The sequence below is a fragment of the Actinomadura sp. B10D3 genome, from assembly GCF_039871695.1.
GTDB classification, from domain to species: domain Bacteria; phylum Actinomycetota; class Actinomycetes; order Streptosporangiales; family Streptosporangiaceae; genus Spirillospora; species Spirillospora madurae.
This window is the reverse complement of the sequence record NZ_JBDPLY010000001.1, coordinates 158640-176360: the sequence shown is the minus strand read 5'-3', so window position 1 is coordinate 176360 and position 17721 is coordinate 158640. Positions and strand designations below refer to the sequence as shown.

Sequence of the window (17721 nt, the reverse complement as noted above, 5' to 3'; positions counted from 1 at the left end):
CGCAATCGTTGATCTTGGGTTAGTGGGCGCGGGCCATGGTGCGGTCCTCGTTCGGCATCATCACCCAGAGGACCAGGTAGACGACGAACTGCGGGCCCGGAAGCAGGCACGACAGCAGGAACAACAGCCGGACGGTCCACGAGGTCATGCCGAACCTGCGTGCTAGCCCGGCGCAGACACCCGCGATGACCCGGTCGTTGCGCGGACGATAAAGGCTGTTCATGGGTTCTTCTCTCCCCGATTCGTCGAGCATCGAACGTCGCCGCGTTTTCTCGCGGCCACGTTCTTCACGCTACGAGCCGGGGACCCGGGCCCACATCAGCCCTCCGGCTTGTTCGGCGCCCTACTCGCGGATTAGGGGACGTCCCCTAGGGGGCGTTGTGGTCGGCGACGAGCTTCGGCAGACCGGCCAGGTCGTCCAGGACGAACAGGCATTCGCGCAGCGCGCCGTCGTCCTGCTGGATGTGCCCCCAGGGGCCGCGCCGCAGGAACGCCGCCCGCATCCCGAACTCCAGCGCCGGGCGGACGTCGTTGTCGATGCGGTCGCCCACGTAGAGGACGCGGTCGGGCAGCACGTCGGCGAGCTGGGCGCACCGCTCGAAGAACTCCTGGGACGGCTTGGAGACGCCCCACACGTCGGAGATGCCGACCACGTCGGCCTCCAGCCCGAGCGCCGCCATCTGCTCGGCGGCCTCGACCGGCTGGTTGCCCGCGATCCCGACGTACAGGCCCTGGTCGCGCAGCCCCGCGAGGCAGGCCCGCGCGTCCGGGTACAGGTCGTCCGGCCCGAACCCGTTCGGGACGCCCGACGCGGCGCGGCGGCGCTGCTCCTCCGCGAGGTCGAACCCGGGGCGGAAGTACTCGAAGAGGTCCATGTGGGTGCCGCCGGTCGCCAGCAGCGCGCCGAGCTTGGCGAGGAAGGTGTGCCGGGGGACGCCGAGCCAGTCGGCCCAGCGGCCGTAGATCTCGCCCTCGTTGATCAGCGTCTCACCGATGTCGAAGAAGACGGCCTGGACGGGTCCCGGGGTGCGGGGGGCTCGGCTCACGCGGCGGCCAGGTCGACGGAGGTGCCCGGGGCGAGGCGGCGGAACTCCCTGCCGAGTTCCTCCCCCGCACCGGTGAGGACCCGTTCCATGACCATGAGGCCGATGTCGTTGAGGAGGCCGTCGTGGATGGCGAAGGCGCGTTCCGGGCGGACCTCGCGCGTGTAGGTGTAGAGGTCGAGCGCCCGCATCCAGGGCGCGTTGCCCGGCAGGCACAGCGTGCGGACGGGCTCGGACGGAACGGTAAGCGCGTCCCCCGGGTGGAAGACCTCGCCGTCCACGAGGAAGCCGACGTTGGGGACGGGCGGCAGGTCCGGGTGCATGAGCTCGTGGTCCTCGCCGTACACGTGGACGTCGAAGCCGGCGACGGTGACGGCGTCCTCGTGGCCGACCTGGTGGACGCGCCCGCCGAGGTCGGCGAGGTTCTCGGCGACGGCGCGGGACGTCCACACCTCCAGGCCGGGGCGCCGCGCCATCGCGGCGCGCAGCGCGTCGGCGTCGAAGTGGTCGAAGTGCTCGTGGGTGATCAGGACGGCGTCCGCGGCGTCCAGGGCGGTGGCCGCCTCGCTGAAGGAGCCGGGGTCGATGACGATCGACCGGTCGTCCTCGGTGATCTGCACGCAGGCGTGTCCGAGCTTGGTGAGACGCATGCGGCGATTTTTTCACGCCGGGCGGCGCCGCCCATTGACCGCCCCCGCGAGCGTTGATAGAACACGTTCTAGTTCGGGGGCGCGATCGGGCCCGGGGGCCCGGCGAGGAGGCGGTCCGATGCCCGTTCCCGACCAGCGCGATCCCGAGGTCACCCGGCGGCGCCTCACCGGCTGGCTGGACCGGCACCTTCCCGGCGTCCGGATACCGCCCATCGAGACGCCCCAGACCAGCGGCTTCTCCAACGAGACCCTCATCTTCGACGCCGAGTGGACCGGCGACGACGGCGCCGTGCGCAGGGAGCCGTTCGTCGCCCGCGTCGCCCCCATCAGCTACCAGGTCTTCCCCGAGCCGCGGTTCGAGGAGCAGTACCGGCTGATGCGGGTCCTGGACGAGCGCACCGGCATCCCGGTCCCGCCGATCCGCTGGTACGAGCCGTCCCCGGACGTCCTCGGCGCCGCGTTCTTCGTCATGGGACGCGTGGACGGCCGCGTCCCGACCGACATGCCGCCGTACCACACGGGCGGCTGGGTGACCGAGGTCCCGCCGGAGGAGCGGGCCGCGATGTGGTGGTCGACGCTGGAGATCCTCGCGGACCTGCACCGGCTGGACGTGCGGGAGCTCGGCCTCGGGTTCCTCGACCAGCCGCGGTGGGGCGCGCCCGGCCTCGACCAGCGGCTGAACTACTACGAGGACTACCTGTCCTGGGCGTACAAGGGCCCGCAGCAGACGGCGCTCGAGGCCCTGGCGTGGCTGAGGGCGAACCGCCCCGACGAGCCGGACGAGCCCGCCGTGCTGTGGGGCGACGCCCGCATCGGCAACGTGATCTTCCGGTCCGGGGCGCCGGCGGCCGTCCTGGACTGGGAGACCGCCGCGCTCGGCGCCCCCGAGGAGGACCTCGCCTGGTTCATGTTCCTGGACCGGCACCACTCCGAAGGGGTCGGCGCGGCCCGGCTGGACGGCTTCCCGTCCTACGCCGCGACCGTCGCCCGCTACGAGGAGCTGCTCGGACGCCCGATGCGGCACATGGCGTACTACGAGATCCTGTCCGGCTTCAAGTTCTCGGTGATCATGGCCCGGATCGGGCAGGCGATGATCGACTTCGGCTGGATCGACACGACCTCCGACTTCCCCCACAACAACAACTGCACGCAGCTGCTCGCCCGCATCCTGGAGGGGCACCGGTGACGCTCTCGCCGCTCGACGACTACCCGATCCACCAGGCGCCCGAGGTGATGCGCCATGTCACCACGTCGGACCGGAACTTCTACGACCGGTACTACTTCAACGCGCATCCCTGCTCCGACGAGCTGATGCTGATCATCGGGATCGGGCAGTACCCGAACCTCGGCGTCATGGACGCGTTCGCGGTCGTCCGGCACGGGCCGGCGCACAAGGTGGTCCGCGCGTCCCGCGAGCTGGGCGCCGACCGCATGGACACCCGGGTCGGACCGTTCCGGGTGGAGGTCATCGAGGGGCTGAAGAAGCTCAGGGTCGTCCTCGACGAGACCGAGCACGGCCTCTCGTTCGACCTGACCTGGGAAGGAACGATCCCCGCCACGCTGGAGCCCCCGCACTACCTCCGCTGGCAGGAACGCGTGATGTTCGACTCCCGGCGCCTCGCCCAGACCGGACGCTGGACGGGCACCATCACGGTCGACGGCGAGACCGTCGACGTCACCCCCGACCACTGGTGGGGCTCGCGGGACCGCTCCTGGGGCATCCGTCCCGTCGGCGAGCCGGAGCCGCCCGGCATCCAGGTGAAGAACGCGGGCACGTTCTACTGGCTGTACGCGCCCATGCAGTTCGAGGACCACTCGATCCTCTGCATCGTCCAGGAGGACGAGAAGGGCCGCCGCGTACTGGAAGAGGCCACGCGCGTCTGGCCCGACCATGAGGCCGAGTATCTGGGACGCCCCGAATACCGTCCCGAATACGCGGAGGGCACCCGCGACGTGGTCACCGCGACGCTGCGCTTCGCGCCCCCGGGCGGGACGCCGTTCGAGATCAGGGCGACGCCGATCCTGCCGGTCCACATGATGGTCGGCACCGGGTACGGGCTGGAGCCCGGCTGGAAGCACGGCATGTACCAGGGACCGGACCTGAAGGTCGAAGGAGTCGCCTACGACGTCCGCAAGCCGGACGACGCAGCCCGCATGTGGGGCATGGTCGACGCGGTCGGCCGGTACGAGTACCTGGACGGCTCGCAGCCCACCGGGACGGTCACCGGGTATGGACTCTACGAGTACTGGGCGCTCGGCCCGCATCCGTCGTTCCCGGAGTGAGTCGTCTGCCAGACTGGCGACCGTGACGACCCCGCCTTCGCCCGACCCCCCGGACGCGGAACGGCCGTCCCGGAAACCGGACGACTCCTCGCCAGGTGGACGGCCTCCCAGACCACCCGGAACAGGCCGGCGGTCGGGTGGCCACCGTTCCACCGGTACCCACCGTTCCACCGGTGCCCACCGCTCCTCCGGCGCTCCCCTCCGCGATCTGGACCAGCAGGTGCGCGACCGCTACGGAACGTGGCGCGACCAGCCGCGCGGCCTGGCCTGCGCGGTGGTCGGCGCCTTCATGATCCTCACCACGGTGGCGTTCCTGTTCGCCGTGTTCGCCGTCGTGAAGGCCATGCGCTGAACGCACGGGACCGGGACGGCCCTACGGCGCGCCCCGGTCCCGTCTGCTCCGTCGCGTCAGGCAGAGGTCCCCCCGGCCCCCTCCGCGATGGTGAACGCCACGTCGCCCTGCGGGTCGACCTGGGCGTCGAGGGTCTTGTCGTCGAGCAGTTCGGCGACGGCGGCCTCCAGGTACACCTTGGCGCCCTCCTCCTCCACCACCTGGTCGCCGGCTTCGGGGGCGGGGGCCACCGAAAGCCGCAGGGCGTCCGAGCCGTCGAGCCCGGACTCGATGCGGATGCCGGTCTCGGGCGGAAGCTCCGGGTTCGCGGTCACTGTACGAATGACCTGGACGGCACCGCTGGTCAGCGTGAGCACGATCAGCTCCTCACGTCTCTGCTGTGTCGGGTTGATCCGCACACCCTCCCCGATCCCCATGGCCGTAAACATCGAGACGTGACCGAACGGTCTCAGTCCGCGCTCGGGGCGAGCGCCCGCACCGCCTCCGCCGGGGACAGGCCACCGCTGGGGACGATCGCCAGAATGGGCGTGGTGAGCCCGCTGTCCACGTACTCGCGGACGCGGGCGCGGCACCGGTCCGGGGAGCCGTGCACGACCAGGTCGTCGACGACCTCGTCCGGGATGACCTCCAGCGCCTTCTTGCGGTCGCCGGCCGCCCACGCCTCGTTCATCGGGCGGAGCGCCTCACCGCGCCCGAGCCACTCGTGGAACGCCTTGTAGACGGGGACCGTCATGTACGCGGCGATCATCCAGCGGCCGATCGCCCGGGCCTCCGCGGCGTCCTCGGTCGGGCAGACGAACAGCCGTGCGATCAGCTCCGGCTCGTCGCCCAGCTCGCCGCGGACCGTCCGGACGTCCTTCGGCGCGAGCCAGTTCGTGATCGCGCCGTCGGCCTCCCGGGCGGCCAGCCGCAGCATGCCGGGGCGCAGCGCCGCGAGGACGATCGGCGGCGGCGTCGCTGGCGCGTTGTCCAGCTTGAAGCCCTTGACGGCGAAGGTGTCGTACTCCTCCTTCACCTTCTCCCCCGTGAGCGCCTTGCGGAGGAAGCGCAGCGTGTCACGGGTGCGCTTGTAGGGCTCCTCGAACGGGATGCCGTTCCAGCGCTGCACGATCGTGTCGGACGAGGTGCCGATGCCGAGCACGAACCGTCCGGGCGCGAGGTCGGCGAGGGTGGCGGCCTGCTGCGCCAGGAGCGCCGGGCCGCGCGTGTAGACCGGCACGATCGCGGGGCCGAGCCGCAGCTCGGGGGCCCACTGCGAGGCGAGCGCCAGCGGGGTGAACGCGTCGGTGCCGTTCGTCTCCGCGGACCAGGCGTCGGTGTAGCCGAGCGCGGACAGCTCGGACACGACGTCCCGGTGCTCGGCGAGCGGGAGCCCGGTCAGCGGAATGGTGAGTCCCCAGCGTGACATGCGCTCTCCCTAGGCGACCGAGGGGCGGATGGTGGCGCCGCCGTCCACGACGAGCGTCTGCCCGGTCATCCAGGACGAAGCGTCGCCCGCGAGGAAGACCGCCGCGTTCGCGATGTCCTCGGGCTCGCCGAGGCGGCCGAGCGGCATGTGCTTGCTGATCTCCGCCTCGTTCGGTTCCCACAGGGCGCGGGCAAGGTGCGTCTTGACCAGGCCGGGCGCGATGCAGTTCACGCGGACCTTCGGCGCCAGCTCCATCGCGAACTGCCGGCTCAGGTGGATCACGGCGGCCTTGGTGGCGTTGTAGTAGCCGATGCCGTGCTCGGTGATCATGCCGCCGACGGAGGCGATGTTGATGACCGCGCCGCCCCGCTCGGCGAGCGACGCCCGCAGCGCGAGCTGCGTCCACTGGACGATCGCGAACTGGTTGACCTCGACGGTCTTCGCGGCGGCGGCGGGCTCGATGTCGGCCATCGGGCCGAAGTAGGGGTTGGTCCCCGCGTTGTTGACGAGGATGTCGAGGCCGCCGAACTCGGCGACGGCCGCGTCCACGCACGCGGCGGCCTCGTCTGCGTGACCCACGTGCGCGGCCTTCGCGAGGACGCGCACGTCCGGGTGCGCCGCGCCGATCTCCTTGGCCACCTCGTCCAGCGCCTCCTGCTTGCGGGAGGAGATGACGACGTTGGCGCCCTCGGCGGCGAACGCGGTCGCGATCGCCTTCCCGATCCCCCTGGAGGCCCCGGTGACCAGGGCGGTCCTTCCCTGCAGTCCAGTCCGCATCCGCGCGCTCCCTACTGTTCGCACCCTGTGGGCGGCTCGGCAGAATCCGACTCGGTCACTGTACCGAAGTGACTGACGAGTCAGTTAGCTCGGGTCCTGCCCACGCCCGTCCCGCTCACCGGACGCGTCCCGCTCCGAACGGTCGCTTGGTTGTTACGCTGCGCCCGGTTGGAGACGGCGGGGAGATCAGGGAGGGGCCGCGTGACCACGACCAAGGAACGTCGTCCGGCAGTCGAGGGCTGGTTCACCACCGAGGACGGAGGCGTCCGGCTGCTCGGCACCCGCTGCTCGTCCTGCGGAACGCCGTACTTCCCGCGCAACGAGCTCGCCTGCCGCAACCCCGCCTGCACCGGCCCGAAGGACGGTTCCGAGCTGGAGCCGTACACGCTGTCCGGACGCGGGCGCGTCTGGTCGTACGCCGACTCCCGCTACAAACCGCCGCCCCCGTACGTCTCCCCCGACCCCTTCGTCCCGTACACCGTCGCGGCGGTCGAACTCGAAGCCGAGCGCATGGTCGTCCTCGGCCAGGTCGCCCCCGGCCACACCGTCGACGACCTCACTGTCGGCATGGAGATGGAACTGACCGAAGGCACCCTCTACGAGGACGACGAAGCCGAATACACCGTCTGGATGTGGAGGCCCGTCCGATGAGCAGTGCGGGGCCGCGCGGCGGCTGGACTGAGGAACGCGCGCAGCGACGAAGGAGCGAGCACGTGACGAGGGAAGCCGCCGCGAAAAAGCGGCCCCGCACCGCGAGCGGAGCGAGCCAATGAGCAGTGCGGGGCCGCGCGGCGGCTGGACTGAGGAACGCGCGCAGCGACGAAGGAGCGAGCACGTGACGAGGGAAGCCGCCGCGAAAAAGCGGCCCCGCACTGCGAGCGGAGCGAGCCAATGAGCAGGGATATTGCGGTGCTCGGTGCGGGGATGCATCCGTGGGGGAAGTGGGGGCGCAACTTCGTCGAGTACGGGTTGGCGGCGGCGCGGGCCGCGCTGGCGGACGCGGGGCTCGCGTGGACGGACGTCCAGTACGTGGCCGGCGCGGACACCATCCGGAACGGGTACCCCGGGTTCATCGCCGGCGCGACGTTCGCGCAGGCGCTCGGCTGGTCGGGCGCGCGGGTGTCCAGCTGCTACGCGGCATGCGCCTCGGGAGCGCAGGCCATCGGCTCGGCGCGCGCGCAGATCCTCGCGGGCCTGTGCGACGTCGCGCTGGTCGTGGGCGCCGACGCCGCCCCGAAGGGCTTCTTCAAGCCCGTCGGCGGCGACCGCCCGGACGACCCCGACTGGCTGCGGTTCCGCCTTCTGGGCGCGACCAACCCGATCTACTTCGCCCTGTACGCGCGCCGCCGGATGGCCATGTACGGCGCGACGCTGGACGACTTCGCCGCCGTGAAGGTGAAGAACGCCCGGCACGGCCTGGCGAACCCGAACGCCCGGTACCGCAAGGAGGTGACGGCGGAGGACGTCCGCGAGTCCGCCGTGGTCGCCGACCCGCTGCGGCTGCTCGACATCTGCGCGACCAGCGACGGCGGCGCGGCGCTCGTCCTGACGTCGATGGAGTTCGCGCGGCGGCACGGGATCGCCGACCCCGTCCGGATCCCGGCGGTGTCGACGGTGACGCCGACGTTCCCGAAGACCGTCCTCGACCTGCCCGACTTCGCCACGGACTCGGCGATGGCGGTGCCGGAGCCCGAGCGCCCGTTCCGGTCCGCGATCGCGGACGCCGCCTACGAGGAGGCGGGCATCGGCCCCGAGGACCTGTCGTTCGCCGAGGTCTACGACCTGTCCACGGCCCTGGAGCTGGACTGGTACGAGGACATCGGGCTGTGCGGGCCGGGCGGCGCCGAGGAACTGCTCCGGTCGGGCGCGACGGCGCTCGGCGGGCGCGTCCCGGTGAACCCGAGCGGCGGGCTCGCGTCCTTCGGCGAGGCCATCCCGGCGCAGGCGATCGCGCAGGTGTGCGAGCTGACCTGGCAGCTCCGCGGTCAGGCCGAGGGCCGCCAGGTCGAGGGCGCGCGGGCGGGGATCGCGGTGAACCAGGGCCTGTTCGGCCATGGTTCCGCCCTCATCGCCGTCCGGTGATCACGCCACGGTGAACCCGTCGCACGCCATGAAGTAGGCGTCGCCGTTGGGGTGCACATGCATCCAGATGACGGTCCAGACGCCCTTCATCAGCGGATAGGTGCCGTTGCCGGAGCCCTCCCACTCGAAGTCGGCCGGGTAGCGGAGGCTCACGTCCTGGTTGTTCTCCGGCACCAGGTGCGGCTTGCTCCTGACCACGCCGGTGACGCCGTTGCCCTGCTGTTCCGCCGGCGGGCGGATCTCCGCGGTCACGTAGTAGCCGGACGGCTTCGCGTACTTGAAGCGCATGCTGAGATCCACGGTCGTCGCCGTGACCGGCTGGCGCGGCGCGGACCTCTGCAGGTCACCGGCGAGGGCGGCGTCCTCGGGCCGGACCGTCGGCAGGCAGGCGAGGTCGCTCTGGGAGAACCGCGTGGTCTGGAAGTCCGTGGTCGGCTGCTTCACCAGGATCACGTCCGGCGGGCGGCCTCCCGGGCCGGGGGTCCGTACCGGTGCCGTGGCCGCGCCGCTGTTCGCGCCCTGACCGCCCTGCGCGCCGGGCCCGCGGGTCGAGCCGGTGCCGCCGGTGGAGCCGCCCGGGTCGTCGCCGTCGAGGGCGAACCGCGCGGCGAGCGAGCCCCCGAGGACGACGGCGGCCACCGCGGCGCCCGCGGCGATGACGGCGGCGCGCGACCGTCCGCGTCCCGCGCCGGGCCCCGTCCTGATGTGCTCCGGCGGGACGAGCCCGAACGCGGCGGCGTCCGCGACGCTGGCGGGCATCGGCCGCGGGACGCCCACGACCCGCTGGTAGAAGGGGTCGCCCGTGACGGGGCCCGAGGGCATGGCCGACTGGAGGAGCCGCTCCAGCGTGATCCGCGCGTCCGGGTCGCGCTCGGCGCAGGGCCGGACCAGGTCGGCGACGCGCGGGTCTACCCCGTCCAGGTCGATCTCGCCGTCGAGGGTGCGGTGGATAATCGCCTCGATGCGCCCGCCGCCGAACGGCGGGCGTCCCGTGGCGGCGTAGGCGATCGTCCCGGCGAGCGAGAACACGTCCGACGCGGGCCGCGGCTCCTGCTCCCGGACGACCTCGGGCGCGACGTAGCCGGGGGTGCCGTTCCACACGCCGGTCTGGGTGATCTGCGTCTGCCCCTCGCCGCGGGCGATGCCGAAGTCGATCAGCCGCGGCCCGTCCGGGGCGAGGATCACGTTGCCCGGTTTGAGGTCGCGGTGCTGGACGCCCTGCCGGTGGATCTCCAGCAGGCCCTGCGCGAGGGCGGCGAGCAGCCGCACGCAGGTCTCCGGGGGCAGCGGCCCGTGCTCGGCGACGGCCTGGCGGAGCGTCGGCCCGGGGACGTACTCGGTGGCCAGCCAGTACGGCGGCGCGTCCAGCCCCGCGCCGACCATCGCGGCGGCGAACCGGCTGCGCACCCGCTCGACGGTCGCGACCTCGCGCCGGAAGCGGGCGAGCGCCTGCGGGCCCTCGAAGTCCTCCCGGATCACCTTGATGGCGACGTGCCGCCCGCCACCGGTCAGCCCCAGATACACCTGCCCCATGCCGCCGGCGCCGAGCCGGGCCAGCAGGGGGTAGCCGCCGGTCCCCGCGGGATCCTCTGGACGGAGTGGTTCCACGCGACAGATGATCTCACTCCGCGAAGGCGGTCACGCACTGCTCGTCGCGATCGGACCGGAGCGCGTGTGTGATGCAAATCACGTTGCTGACCCTGTGTGACCAGCGCCGTAGAGGTGACGTGTCTGGTGTCACCTTCCGAACACCAGACTCCGGGGACGGCCGCCGCGGCCGGGGGGACCGCCGCGGCCGTCCCCGGACCCACCGATGGTTCCGGGGCGGGCGGGGGGCGCCCCGGGACCGTCGGCCTTGACCTCAGGGCCTCGGGTTCGTCAGCGGGTGCGCTCGTGGATGGTCACCAGGACGCCGTCCCCGTACGACGTCGCCTCCCGCATGGCCCAGTTGGTCTTGTCGGGCGTCTCCGTCCAGAGCTTGCGCCCGTGGCCGAGGATCACGGGGATCCACATCAGGTGGATCTCGTCGACCAGGTCGCGCGCGAGCAGGCCCTGGACGAGCCGGATGCTGCCGGGCACGGAGATCTCGCCGTCGACATCCTGCCTGAGCCGCGCGACCTCCTTGGCCAGGTCGCCGGAGAGCACCGACGTGTTGTTCCAGTCGGGGTCCGTGAGCGTGCTGGAGACGACGTACTTCGGCATGCCGTTGTACTTGTCGGCGAGCTCGCCCTCGTAGTCCGGCCAGGCGGAGGCGAAGCCCTCGTAGGTCTCGCGGCCCAGCAGCAGCGCCGCCGACGCGAGCGCCTCGTCGGTCTTGAACTGCTCGCCGTCGGGGCCGCGGTCGACCTCGAAGCTCCAGTCCGGGTACTTGAAGTCCTCGCCGCCGGGCGCCTCGACGACGCCGTCCAGCGAGATGAACTCGGTCACCACGATCTTTCCCATGTCAGGCTCCTTGGATGAAATCGCGCAGGACGGAGGCGAGGACGTCGGCGGTCGTGCTGTGGTCCTCTCCGGGGACCGCCTTCAGCGTGGCGGTCGGCAAATGGGCGGCGAGGGCCTTGGCGCCGGCGGCGAGGTGCGGCCAGGTGTCGCGGCCGTGGAGGACGAGCACCGGGACGCGGACGCCGGACCACAGGTCGGCACGGAGCGGCTTGCCGGACATCGTGTCCCCGACGTTGCGGCCGTCGTAGGCGATCGTCGGCGCGACCGCCTCCAGGGCGGGCCAGAAGTCGCTCCCGCGCATCTCGGCGACGACGTCCTCGGGCATTCCCGCGGTGGCGGTCATGAACAGGGCCACGGCGTCCCCCGGACGGCCGTCGGCCACGGCCGCGTCGAGGCGCTCGACGTAGTCGGCGGGCAGCGGCGGGGCGCTGTCGTCGACGATGACCGGCGGCTCGAACAGCGCCAGGCGCGCGATCGGCACCCCGGCCTGCGCGGCGTTGAGGGCGAGGTGGCCGCCGGACGACCAGGCGAACACCGTCGCCGGACGGCCGCCGCCCGCCCGCTCGATGATCGCGGCGAGGTCCTCGAACTCGCGCTCGACCGCGTAGGGCGCGGTGTCCCCGCTCTCCCCGCGCCCCCGCCGGTCGTAGTTGATCACCTGGAACTCGCCCGCGAGCAGCTCCGCCGTCTGGGCGTTCTCCGGGGTGGCGGCGCGATGCGCGGTCGCGCCGTCGATGAGGACGATCGGATCACCGTCGCCCCACGCGGTGTAGGCGATGGTGGTGCCATCCGCCGAGGTCACAGTGCCCTGGAACATGACGTCGCGCCTTTCTGGTGTCGGTTGCCGCCCGATCGGCACCGACACTAGAGACGCGTGTCGCCCTCCGGCTTGTACAGAAGCGACAGGGGCTCGCCCGCGGCGTCGCGTTCCTGCAACTGCGTCGCGGTACGGCCGATGAACCGCCGCAGCGACCGCGCCAGATGCGGCTGGTCGTAGTAGCCGAGCCGGTTCACGACCTCCAGGGCGGTCACGCCCTCCGCGAGCAGCACCGCCGCGTGCCGGGCGCGGTCGATCTGCCGGATCGCGCCCCGGGTCAGGCCCGTGGCGGTGGCGACGCGCCGCTGCACGGACCGGGTCCCGACCTTGGCGATGCCTCCCCACACGACCTCGTCCACCAGCGGGTCGCGGGTGAGCACGCCCGCGCGCACGATCCTGTCGACGAAGTCCTCGGCGCTCTCGTAGCCGGGGATCTCCCATTCCTCGCCGCGCAGGACGAAGCGGCGCCGGCCGACGTGCGGGCTCTCCGCCTCGGCGTCGACGAGCCGGGCGACCGGCAGGTGCGGCATCGACGTGCCGTGCGCGAACGTGATCCCGAACGACTCGGAGTCCCCGGCCGGCTCGACGGCCGTCGCGGTGGTCTCCGGTCCCCGGACGGCGGCGTGCGGGATGCCCTCGTCCTCCCAGAAGACGAGCTCCCAGTTGGACGTCGCGACGGACGTCAGGCTGCCCGCGCCGCTCGCACGCCCGCGCCAGACACGCGCGATGTACGGCGAGTCGGACCCGCGGTGGTCGCTCTCGATCGGCATGCCGCGCGCCTCCTTCCTCTACCGAGGCTATTGGGTGCGGCCCCCGACCCGCGTGCCGTCGGCGCGCTTCACGGTGAGGTGGCCAGGCTGCCGAGGACGTCCGTGACCCGGTCGAGGGCTGCGGCTATCCAGGGAAGGGACGTGGGCGCCGGGGCGGCCAGAGCCGCTTCACGCTGGGCATCGTCCTGGCCGTAGAGCAGGCTTGTCGCCATCCGCACCTTCAGCGCCTGTGGGTCTTCACCGAAGGCGCTCCCGGGGACAACGGCGACACCGTGCTCCTCGAGAAGCAGGCGGGCGAGATCAGCGGAAGTTGGGGTCTTCATGTTCGCCCGAAGCGGCTCCAGGTCGGGATAGAGATAAAAACCCGCTCTCGGTTTCGGCACCGGGATTCCGGCTTCGGCGAGACGGGCCGCCATCGCCGTCACGACTTCCGCATGGAGCCTCCGGGATGCCGTCACGTGCTCGATGATCTCGGGTGGTTCCCGGAATGCGAGCGTGGCGGCGCGCTGGATGGGGTTCGACGAGGTGCTCCAGATGTTGCTGGCAACGCCGAGAATCCTCGTACGAAGCTCGGGATCCGGCACGAAAGCGACGCCGACCCGCCAGCCCCCGAGCGCGAGATTCTTACTCAATCCCGTGGTGATGACGGTGCGCTCGGGCGCGTATCTGGAAGGGCTGGGAAATTCGTGGTCACAGTCGAAGACCAGGTCCCTGTAGATTTCGTCCGAGACGATGGTCAGATCCAGCTCCCGTGCCGCCTGGCACAGATCGGCCACGAGCTCGGGGCGCGGCAGCGTGCTGGTCGGGTTGTCAGGGATGGTGAGGATCACCGAGCCGACCTTCCGTCCCTCCCTCCGGGCGCGCGTGACCTGCGCCGTCATCTCTTCAGGATCAGGCACCCCTCCCTCACCTGGGCGGATCGCCGTGAACAACGGCCGGACGCCGCACAGTTGAGCCTGGAACGCATAGCTGACCCAACTCGGACGGGGGAGCACCACATCGCCGCCGAGCGCGAGCATGATGGCGAACAGCAAAGGCTTGCTCCCGGGGCCGCCGACGACCTGCCCGGGCTCGGCCACGACCCCCCGGCGCCGGAAGTATCCGGCCACGGCCTCCCGGAATTCTCGCTCTCCGTCGACCGAACCGTAGGCGTTGAGGCCTACCGCGGCGGCGAGTTCCGTCTTGAGCGCACGGTGGACGGGCAGCCCGCTCTCACCGAACGCCAGAGGAAGTGTGGAGAGCCCGGCCAGCTGCCGCTGTTTGACGATTTCGTGCGCCGCCAGATTCGCGGCGACGGGAGCAACCTTTCGGGCTTCACTGTTCAGACGATTGACCATGGAAGGCATGCGAACTCCAAATTTCGGCCGGCGGCCGTCCGTTTGTTCGATCGAGACGGCCGCCGGCCCAGGTTGCGCGAACGTGCGGCCCGGGCCGGCCGCGGTCATCGGCATTACTTGAGAGCCGCGGTTTCGGGCGACCTGATATGAAAGAAGATCGCATGGGAGAAGCGACAGGGAGTCATACGAGAAACGAGCGCATCGCCCCATCCGACCACCGGGCTCCTGGTGATCTTCCTCTCGCTCAGTACGGACTCCGTCTTGATCTGTACACACTCCCAGCCATGCTGGGTGAACTCTTCCCGCAGCTGCTCCGGCGAGAAGGCGGTATAAGCGAATTTGCGGCGGGCGCCGTCGAGGTGGTGCGTGTACATGAACCGCGGCGCGCTGCCGAGATCGTCGACCGGAGCGTTCCGCCGCTCCTTCCTGTACCGGCGGAACGTGTTCGGAACCGACCCGATCACGTTGGCCTGACCGTTCGCCATGCTCTGAATCGTCTTGAGGACGATCTCCCGCTCCTGGTGGGCCATGTGCGAAAGAACACCGAAGAAGAGCAGCGACAGTTCGCTCTTTGCGGCCAGTTCCGCATCGATGTCTTCGAGTTCTTTGAAGCAGGTGATCCTATCTTGCAAACCCCGGAGAAGCGCGGTCTCCGCCAACTGCTCCCGGGCCGCATCACTTCTCTCCACCGCCAGCACGGTGTGGCCCGCCGCCGCCAGCGGGATGGCGTAGCGGCCGTCACCTGCACCGATATCGGTCAGTGTCGCACCAGGCGGCACCATGCGGAGCGTACGCGCGAAGGCCAGTCGATTCGGCCGCGGATATCGCTCCGCGTATTTCCTTGACCCAAAGTACGTCTCGTAGGAACGATACGTCTCATCGGGTTGCACCATGAAGTGGTGTTCTCCGTCCTTCTTCGTGCCATTGCCTGACCGTGTTCATGGCGCGGGGCCGCGCACCATCCCTTGGGCCTTTCGGTCGGGAACCGTCCACCCGGCCCGCGTCGCGGCAACCTCTGATCATCAACCGAATCGGGTTTTTGTAGGATCCGACAAAACCGCAGGCATGAATGTTTCAGGAGAGGCACGAACGAACACACGCGTCGAAATGGCGAGGAGTCGATCTGCCCGCCGACGAGCGCACGGAACAGACCCGCGATCAGGACTGGCGTCCTCTGGTCGCGGGCAGGCGTCGGCGATCCGCCGGGCGGCGTGAGCAGGTGCGCCGGCGGACGGGCGTCAGGTGCGGATTAAGCCGGCGAGCGACCAGATCGACGGCGTGGAACTCCGGCGAGATGCCGACTCTGCCAGCTGAGTCCTTGGCGCGATGGCCAAACCCGACCCGCTCCTTCGTTATGAGGTCCTCGCATGCGAGCCGACTCGCACACGATCGACACCCGCGACAGTCCGGGATGCGGGCCTGTCCGCATCCCCTCAGGTCAGAGCGGGTGGTTCCAGGTCAGGGAAGTTTGCGGATCTCCTCGATGACGGCCGGCATGACCGCGTTGTTGTGGCGGATCCAGTCGAGGAGGACGGCGACCTGGTCGTCGGTATAGGTGGCGAGGCGCTCGTTGAAGGCGCGGGCGATCGGCTCGAAGTAGCGGGCGAAATGGGCGACGTTCTCCTCGACGAGCTCGACGATCACACGCCGCCGGTCGTCGGGGTCGCGGGTGCGGCGGACGTACCCGGCGCGCTCCAGCCGGTCGATCACGGCCGTGATGGCGCCGCCCGTCGTGATGCCCATGAGCTGGGCGAGCTGGCCCGGCGTCTGCGGCCCGTCCAGCGTCAGCGCGTTCACGCACTGCGCGTCGGTGACGTTCATGCCCGCCTTGCTCGCGGTGGCATGGTGCAGCAGCACCGTGTACACCGTGCTGCGCTGCATGGCCGTCTGCAGCTCGGCCGCCATCCGTTCGCGCTCCGGGGTCGACACTCCCTGACTCTCCCATATTTCTCTCAGATAGAGAGGCTCACTTCAAGAGCGACTCCGTGGGGCGAGTCTATCGATCCCGCCGCGACCGGGACCACCCGGTGTGGCGCAGGCAACGCGCCGTGTCGATCGAAGCACGTCTGAGCAGCCACTACGATGAGTTTGTTAGGACCACTAACAGAGGTCCGCTCCTGGCCCCGGATCCCACGAAGGTTCGGGGCCGACCTCTTCGATCCCTCCCGGCACGCCGGCGGCGCCGCCCTACCGCGCCTCCTGCGCCACCTGCTTCGCCCAGCGGTAGTCCGCTTTGCCCGCCGGCGACCGCTTCATCTCCGCGACGAACGCGTACACGCGCGGCACCTTGTACCCCGACAGCTGCGTGCGGCAGTGCGCGTCCAGGTCATCGGTGGACGGCTCCTCCCCGGACGGCTGGATCACCGCCGCGACGCGGTTGCCCCAGCGCTCGTCCGGAATGCCCGTCACGACCGCGTCGTAGACCGCCGGATGCCCCTTGAGGACGGCCTCGACCTCCTCGGGGAACACCTTCTCGCCGCCGGTGTTGATCGTCTGCGACCCGCGCCCGTACACGGCGATCGACCCGTCCTCCTCCACGGTGGCGATGTCACCGGTGAGCAGCCAGCGCCTCCCGTCCACCACGGGGAACGTCCTCGCGGTCTTCTCCGGGTCGTTGTAGTAGCCCTGCGCGATGTGCCCGGTGCGGGCGACCTGGCCGATGACGCCCGACCCCGGCTTGACGGGCTGGAGCGCGTCGTCCAGGACGGTCACGTTCTCCACGTCCGGCGCGAACCGCAGGCCCTTCTCCGGGCTCGACCCGGCGACCGCCTCGGCCGTCGAGCCCGACTCGGTCGAGCCGAACCGGTCCATGATCATCACGTTCGGCAGCAGCTCCTGGATGCGGTCGCGGACCGTCCCGGTGAAGATCGCGCCCGTGGAGACGTAGGCGAACAGCGAGGAGGTGTCGTAGTCCCCGCGCGCCAGCTCGTCGGCCATCGGGATCGCCATCGCGTCCCCGGTGACCGTCACCGAGTTGACCTTCTCGCGCTCGATCGTCCGCCACACCTCGGCCGCGTCGAACTTGCGCGTGTAGACGAGCGTCGCGCCCATGAACCAGGCGATCCAGGTGCCCACCTGCGCGGCGCCGTGCATCAGCGGCGCCACCGGCATCATGATCAGCGGCCCGGCGTCGCGCGCGTTCTCGACGATGTCCTCCGGCCGGGTGGGGCGCGGCAGCGACGGGTTCCAGAACCCGAGCAGGATCTGCTCGGTCGACCACATGACGCCCTTCGGCATCCCGGTCGTCCCGCCCGTGTAGATGATGTAGACGTCGTCCTTGGAGCGCGCCGGGAAGTCCCGCGACCCGTCCGCCTCCTTCACCGCCTCGTCGTAGGAGACCGCGCCGGGGATGGACGGCGCGCCGCCCACCGCGATCAGATGCCGCAGCTTCGGCGCGTCCGGGACCGTCGCCGCGACCCGGTCCTCGAACTCCACGTCGTAGAGGAGCGCGACGCTGTCGGAGTCCCGGTACACGTAGAGCAGCTCGCTCTCCACGTACCGGTAGTTGACGTTGATGGGCACGGCCCGGATCTTCAGCGTGGCCAGCAGCGCCGCCGCGTACTCGATGCCGTTGTAGAGCTGGGCGGCGACGTGCTGACCGGGCCGGACGCCCGCCTCCAGCAGATGGTGCGCGAGGCGGTTCGCGTGCTCGTCCAGCTCGGCGTAGGTGAGCCGCCGGTCGCCGCAGACCAGGGCGATGCGGTCCCCGATCGCGTCCGCGACACCCTCGAACAGGTCAGCGTGGTTGTACTCCATCGGA

At 70.8% G+C, this 17721-nt stretch carries 19 protein-coding genes; 5 read left to right on the top strand and 14 right to left on the bottom strand.

Features of this window, described 5'->3' with window-relative positions; genetic code table 11:
- Positions 1-19: 19 nt before the first annotated feature.
- From ABGB11_RS00735 to ABGB11_RS00725, 3 genes are all read right to left on the bottom strand, one after another.
- On the bottom strand, positions 20-223 hold the full coding sequence (locus ABGB11_RS00735; protein ID WP_347627648.1) for a PspC domain-containing protein: 204 nt from the start codon (positions 221-223) through the stop codon (positions 20-22).
- 145 nt (positions 224-368) lie between these two features.
- Positions 369-1046, bottom strand: a complete 678-nt coding sequence (locus tag ABGB11_RS00730; protein WP_347627646.1) for an HAD family hydrolase — start codon at positions 1044-1046, stop codon at positions 369-371.
- Positions 1043-1693 carry an MBL fold metallo-hydrolase gene (locus ABGB11_RS00725; RefSeq protein WP_347627644.1) on the bottom strand — a complete coding sequence of 217 codons (651 nt, stop codon included), beginning with the start codon at positions 1691-1693 and terminating at the stop codon, positions 1043-1045. The genes ABGB11_RS00730 and ABGB11_RS00725 overlap by 4 nt, the downstream gene beginning before the upstream one ends.
- A gap of 118 nt (positions 1694-1811) precedes the next feature.
- Between ABGB11_RS00725 and ABGB11_RS00720 the strand changes: the two genes are divergently transcribed.
- From ABGB11_RS00720 to ABGB11_RS00710, 3 genes are all read left to right on the top strand, one after another.
- Entirely contained in the window at positions 1812-2879 is a 1068-nt protein-coding gene (locus ABGB11_RS00720; RefSeq protein WP_347627642.1) for a phosphotransferase family protein, read from the top strand.
- Positions 2876-3976 (top strand): hypothetical protein, encoded by a 1101-nt coding sequence (locus tag ABGB11_RS00715; RefSeq protein ID WP_347627640.1) that lies wholly within the window; start codon positions 2876-2878, stop codon positions 3974-3976. Before ABGB11_RS00720 ends, ABGB11_RS00715 begins: the two co-directional genes overlap by 4 nt.
- 220 nt (positions 3977-4196) lie before the next feature.
- A complete protein-coding gene (locus ABGB11_RS00710; RefSeq protein WP_347627638.1) occupies positions 4197-4328 on the top strand; it encodes a hypothetical protein in 132 nt (43 codons plus the stop codon).
- A gap of 56 nt (positions 4329-4384) precedes the next feature.
- On the opposite strand, the gene ABGB11_RS00705 is transcribed toward ABGB11_RS00710, so the two are convergent.
- The 3 genes from ABGB11_RS00705 to ABGB11_RS00695 are packed head-to-tail and all read right to left on the bottom strand — an operon-like array spanning position 4385 to position 6513.
- Positions 4385-4744: a Fe-S cluster assembly protein HesB gene (locus ABGB11_RS00705; RefSeq protein ID WP_347627636.1), complete on the bottom strand. Its 360-nt coding sequence runs from the start codon at positions 4742-4744 to the stop codon at positions 4385-4387.
- A 32-nt stretch (positions 4745-4776) separates the two neighbouring features.
- Positions 4777-5736 carry an LLM class F420-dependent oxidoreductase gene (locus ABGB11_RS00700; protein WP_347627634.1) on the bottom strand — a complete coding sequence of 320 codons (960 nt, stop codon included), beginning with the start codon at positions 5734-5736 and terminating at the stop codon, positions 4777-4779.
- A gap of 9 nt (positions 5737-5745) precedes the next feature.
- Entirely contained in the window at positions 5746-6513 is a 768-nt protein-coding gene (locus ABGB11_RS00695) for an SDR family oxidoreductase (protein ID WP_347627632.1), read from the bottom strand.
- Positions 6514-6714: 201 nt separating this feature from the next.
- Here ABGB11_RS00695 and ABGB11_RS00690 point away from each other — a divergent pair, with 201 nt between their 5' ends.
- Both ABGB11_RS00690 and ABGB11_RS00685 read left to right on the top strand, forming a co-directional pair.
- Positions 6715-7164 (top strand): OB-fold domain-containing protein, encoded by a 450-nt coding sequence (locus tag ABGB11_RS00690; protein ID WP_347627630.1) that lies wholly within the window; start codon positions 6715-6717, stop codon positions 7162-7164.
- 240 nt (positions 7165-7404) lie between these two features.
- Complete coding sequence (locus ABGB11_RS00685; RefSeq protein ID WP_347627628.1) at positions 7405-8595, top strand: lipid-transfer protein; 1191 nt, start codon at positions 7405-7407, stop codon at positions 8593-8595.
- Here the strand turns inward: ABGB11_RS00685 and ABGB11_RS00680 are convergent, their stop codons facing one another.
- The 8 genes from ABGB11_RS00680 to ABGB11_RS00645 form a co-directional block, all read right to left on the bottom strand.
- Positions 8596-10203, bottom strand: coding sequence for a serine/threonine-protein kinase (locus ABGB11_RS00680; RefSeq protein WP_347627626.1), 1608 nt, complete (start codon positions 10201-10203; stop codon positions 8596-8598).
- A gap of 270 nt (positions 10204-10473) precedes the next feature.
- Positions 10474-11037, bottom strand: a complete 564-nt coding sequence (locus ABGB11_RS00675) for a dihydrofolate reductase family protein (protein WP_347627624.1) — start codon at positions 11035-11037, stop codon at positions 10474-10476.
- A 1-nt stretch (position 11038) separates the two neighbouring features.
- A complete protein-coding gene (locus ABGB11_RS00670; RefSeq protein ID WP_347627622.1) occupies positions 11039-11854 on the bottom strand; it encodes an alpha/beta hydrolase in 816 nt (271 codons plus the stop codon).
- Between the two features lie 47 nt (positions 11855-11901).
- Positions 11902-12624, bottom strand: a complete 723-nt coding sequence (locus tag ABGB11_RS00665; RefSeq protein WP_347627620.1) for a helix-turn-helix domain-containing protein — start codon at positions 12622-12624, stop codon at positions 11902-11904.
- A gap of 68 nt (positions 12625-12692) precedes the next feature.
- Positions 12693-14069 (bottom strand): pyridoxal phosphate-dependent aminotransferase, encoded by a 1377-nt coding sequence (locus ABGB11_RS00660; protein ID WP_347627618.1) that lies wholly within the window; start codon positions 14067-14069, stop codon positions 12693-12695.
- Positions 14070-14074: 5 nt separating this feature from the next.
- Entirely contained in the window at positions 14075-14854 is a 780-nt protein-coding gene (locus tag ABGB11_RS00655; protein ID WP_347627616.1) for a methyltransferase domain-containing protein, read from the bottom strand.
- A gap of 565 nt (positions 14855-15419) precedes the next feature.
- Positions 15420-15890 (bottom strand): MarR family transcriptional regulator, encoded by a 471-nt coding sequence (locus tag ABGB11_RS00650; protein ID WP_347627614.1) that lies wholly within the window; start codon positions 15888-15890, stop codon positions 15420-15422.
- Positions 15891-16148: 258 nt separating this feature from the next.
- Positions 16149-17717 carry an acyl-CoA synthetase gene (locus tag ABGB11_RS00645; protein WP_347627612.1) on the bottom strand — a complete coding sequence of 523 codons (1569 nt, stop codon included), beginning with the start codon at positions 17715-17717 and terminating at the stop codon, positions 16149-16151.
- Between the last annotated feature and the right edge of the window lie 4 nt (positions 17718-17721).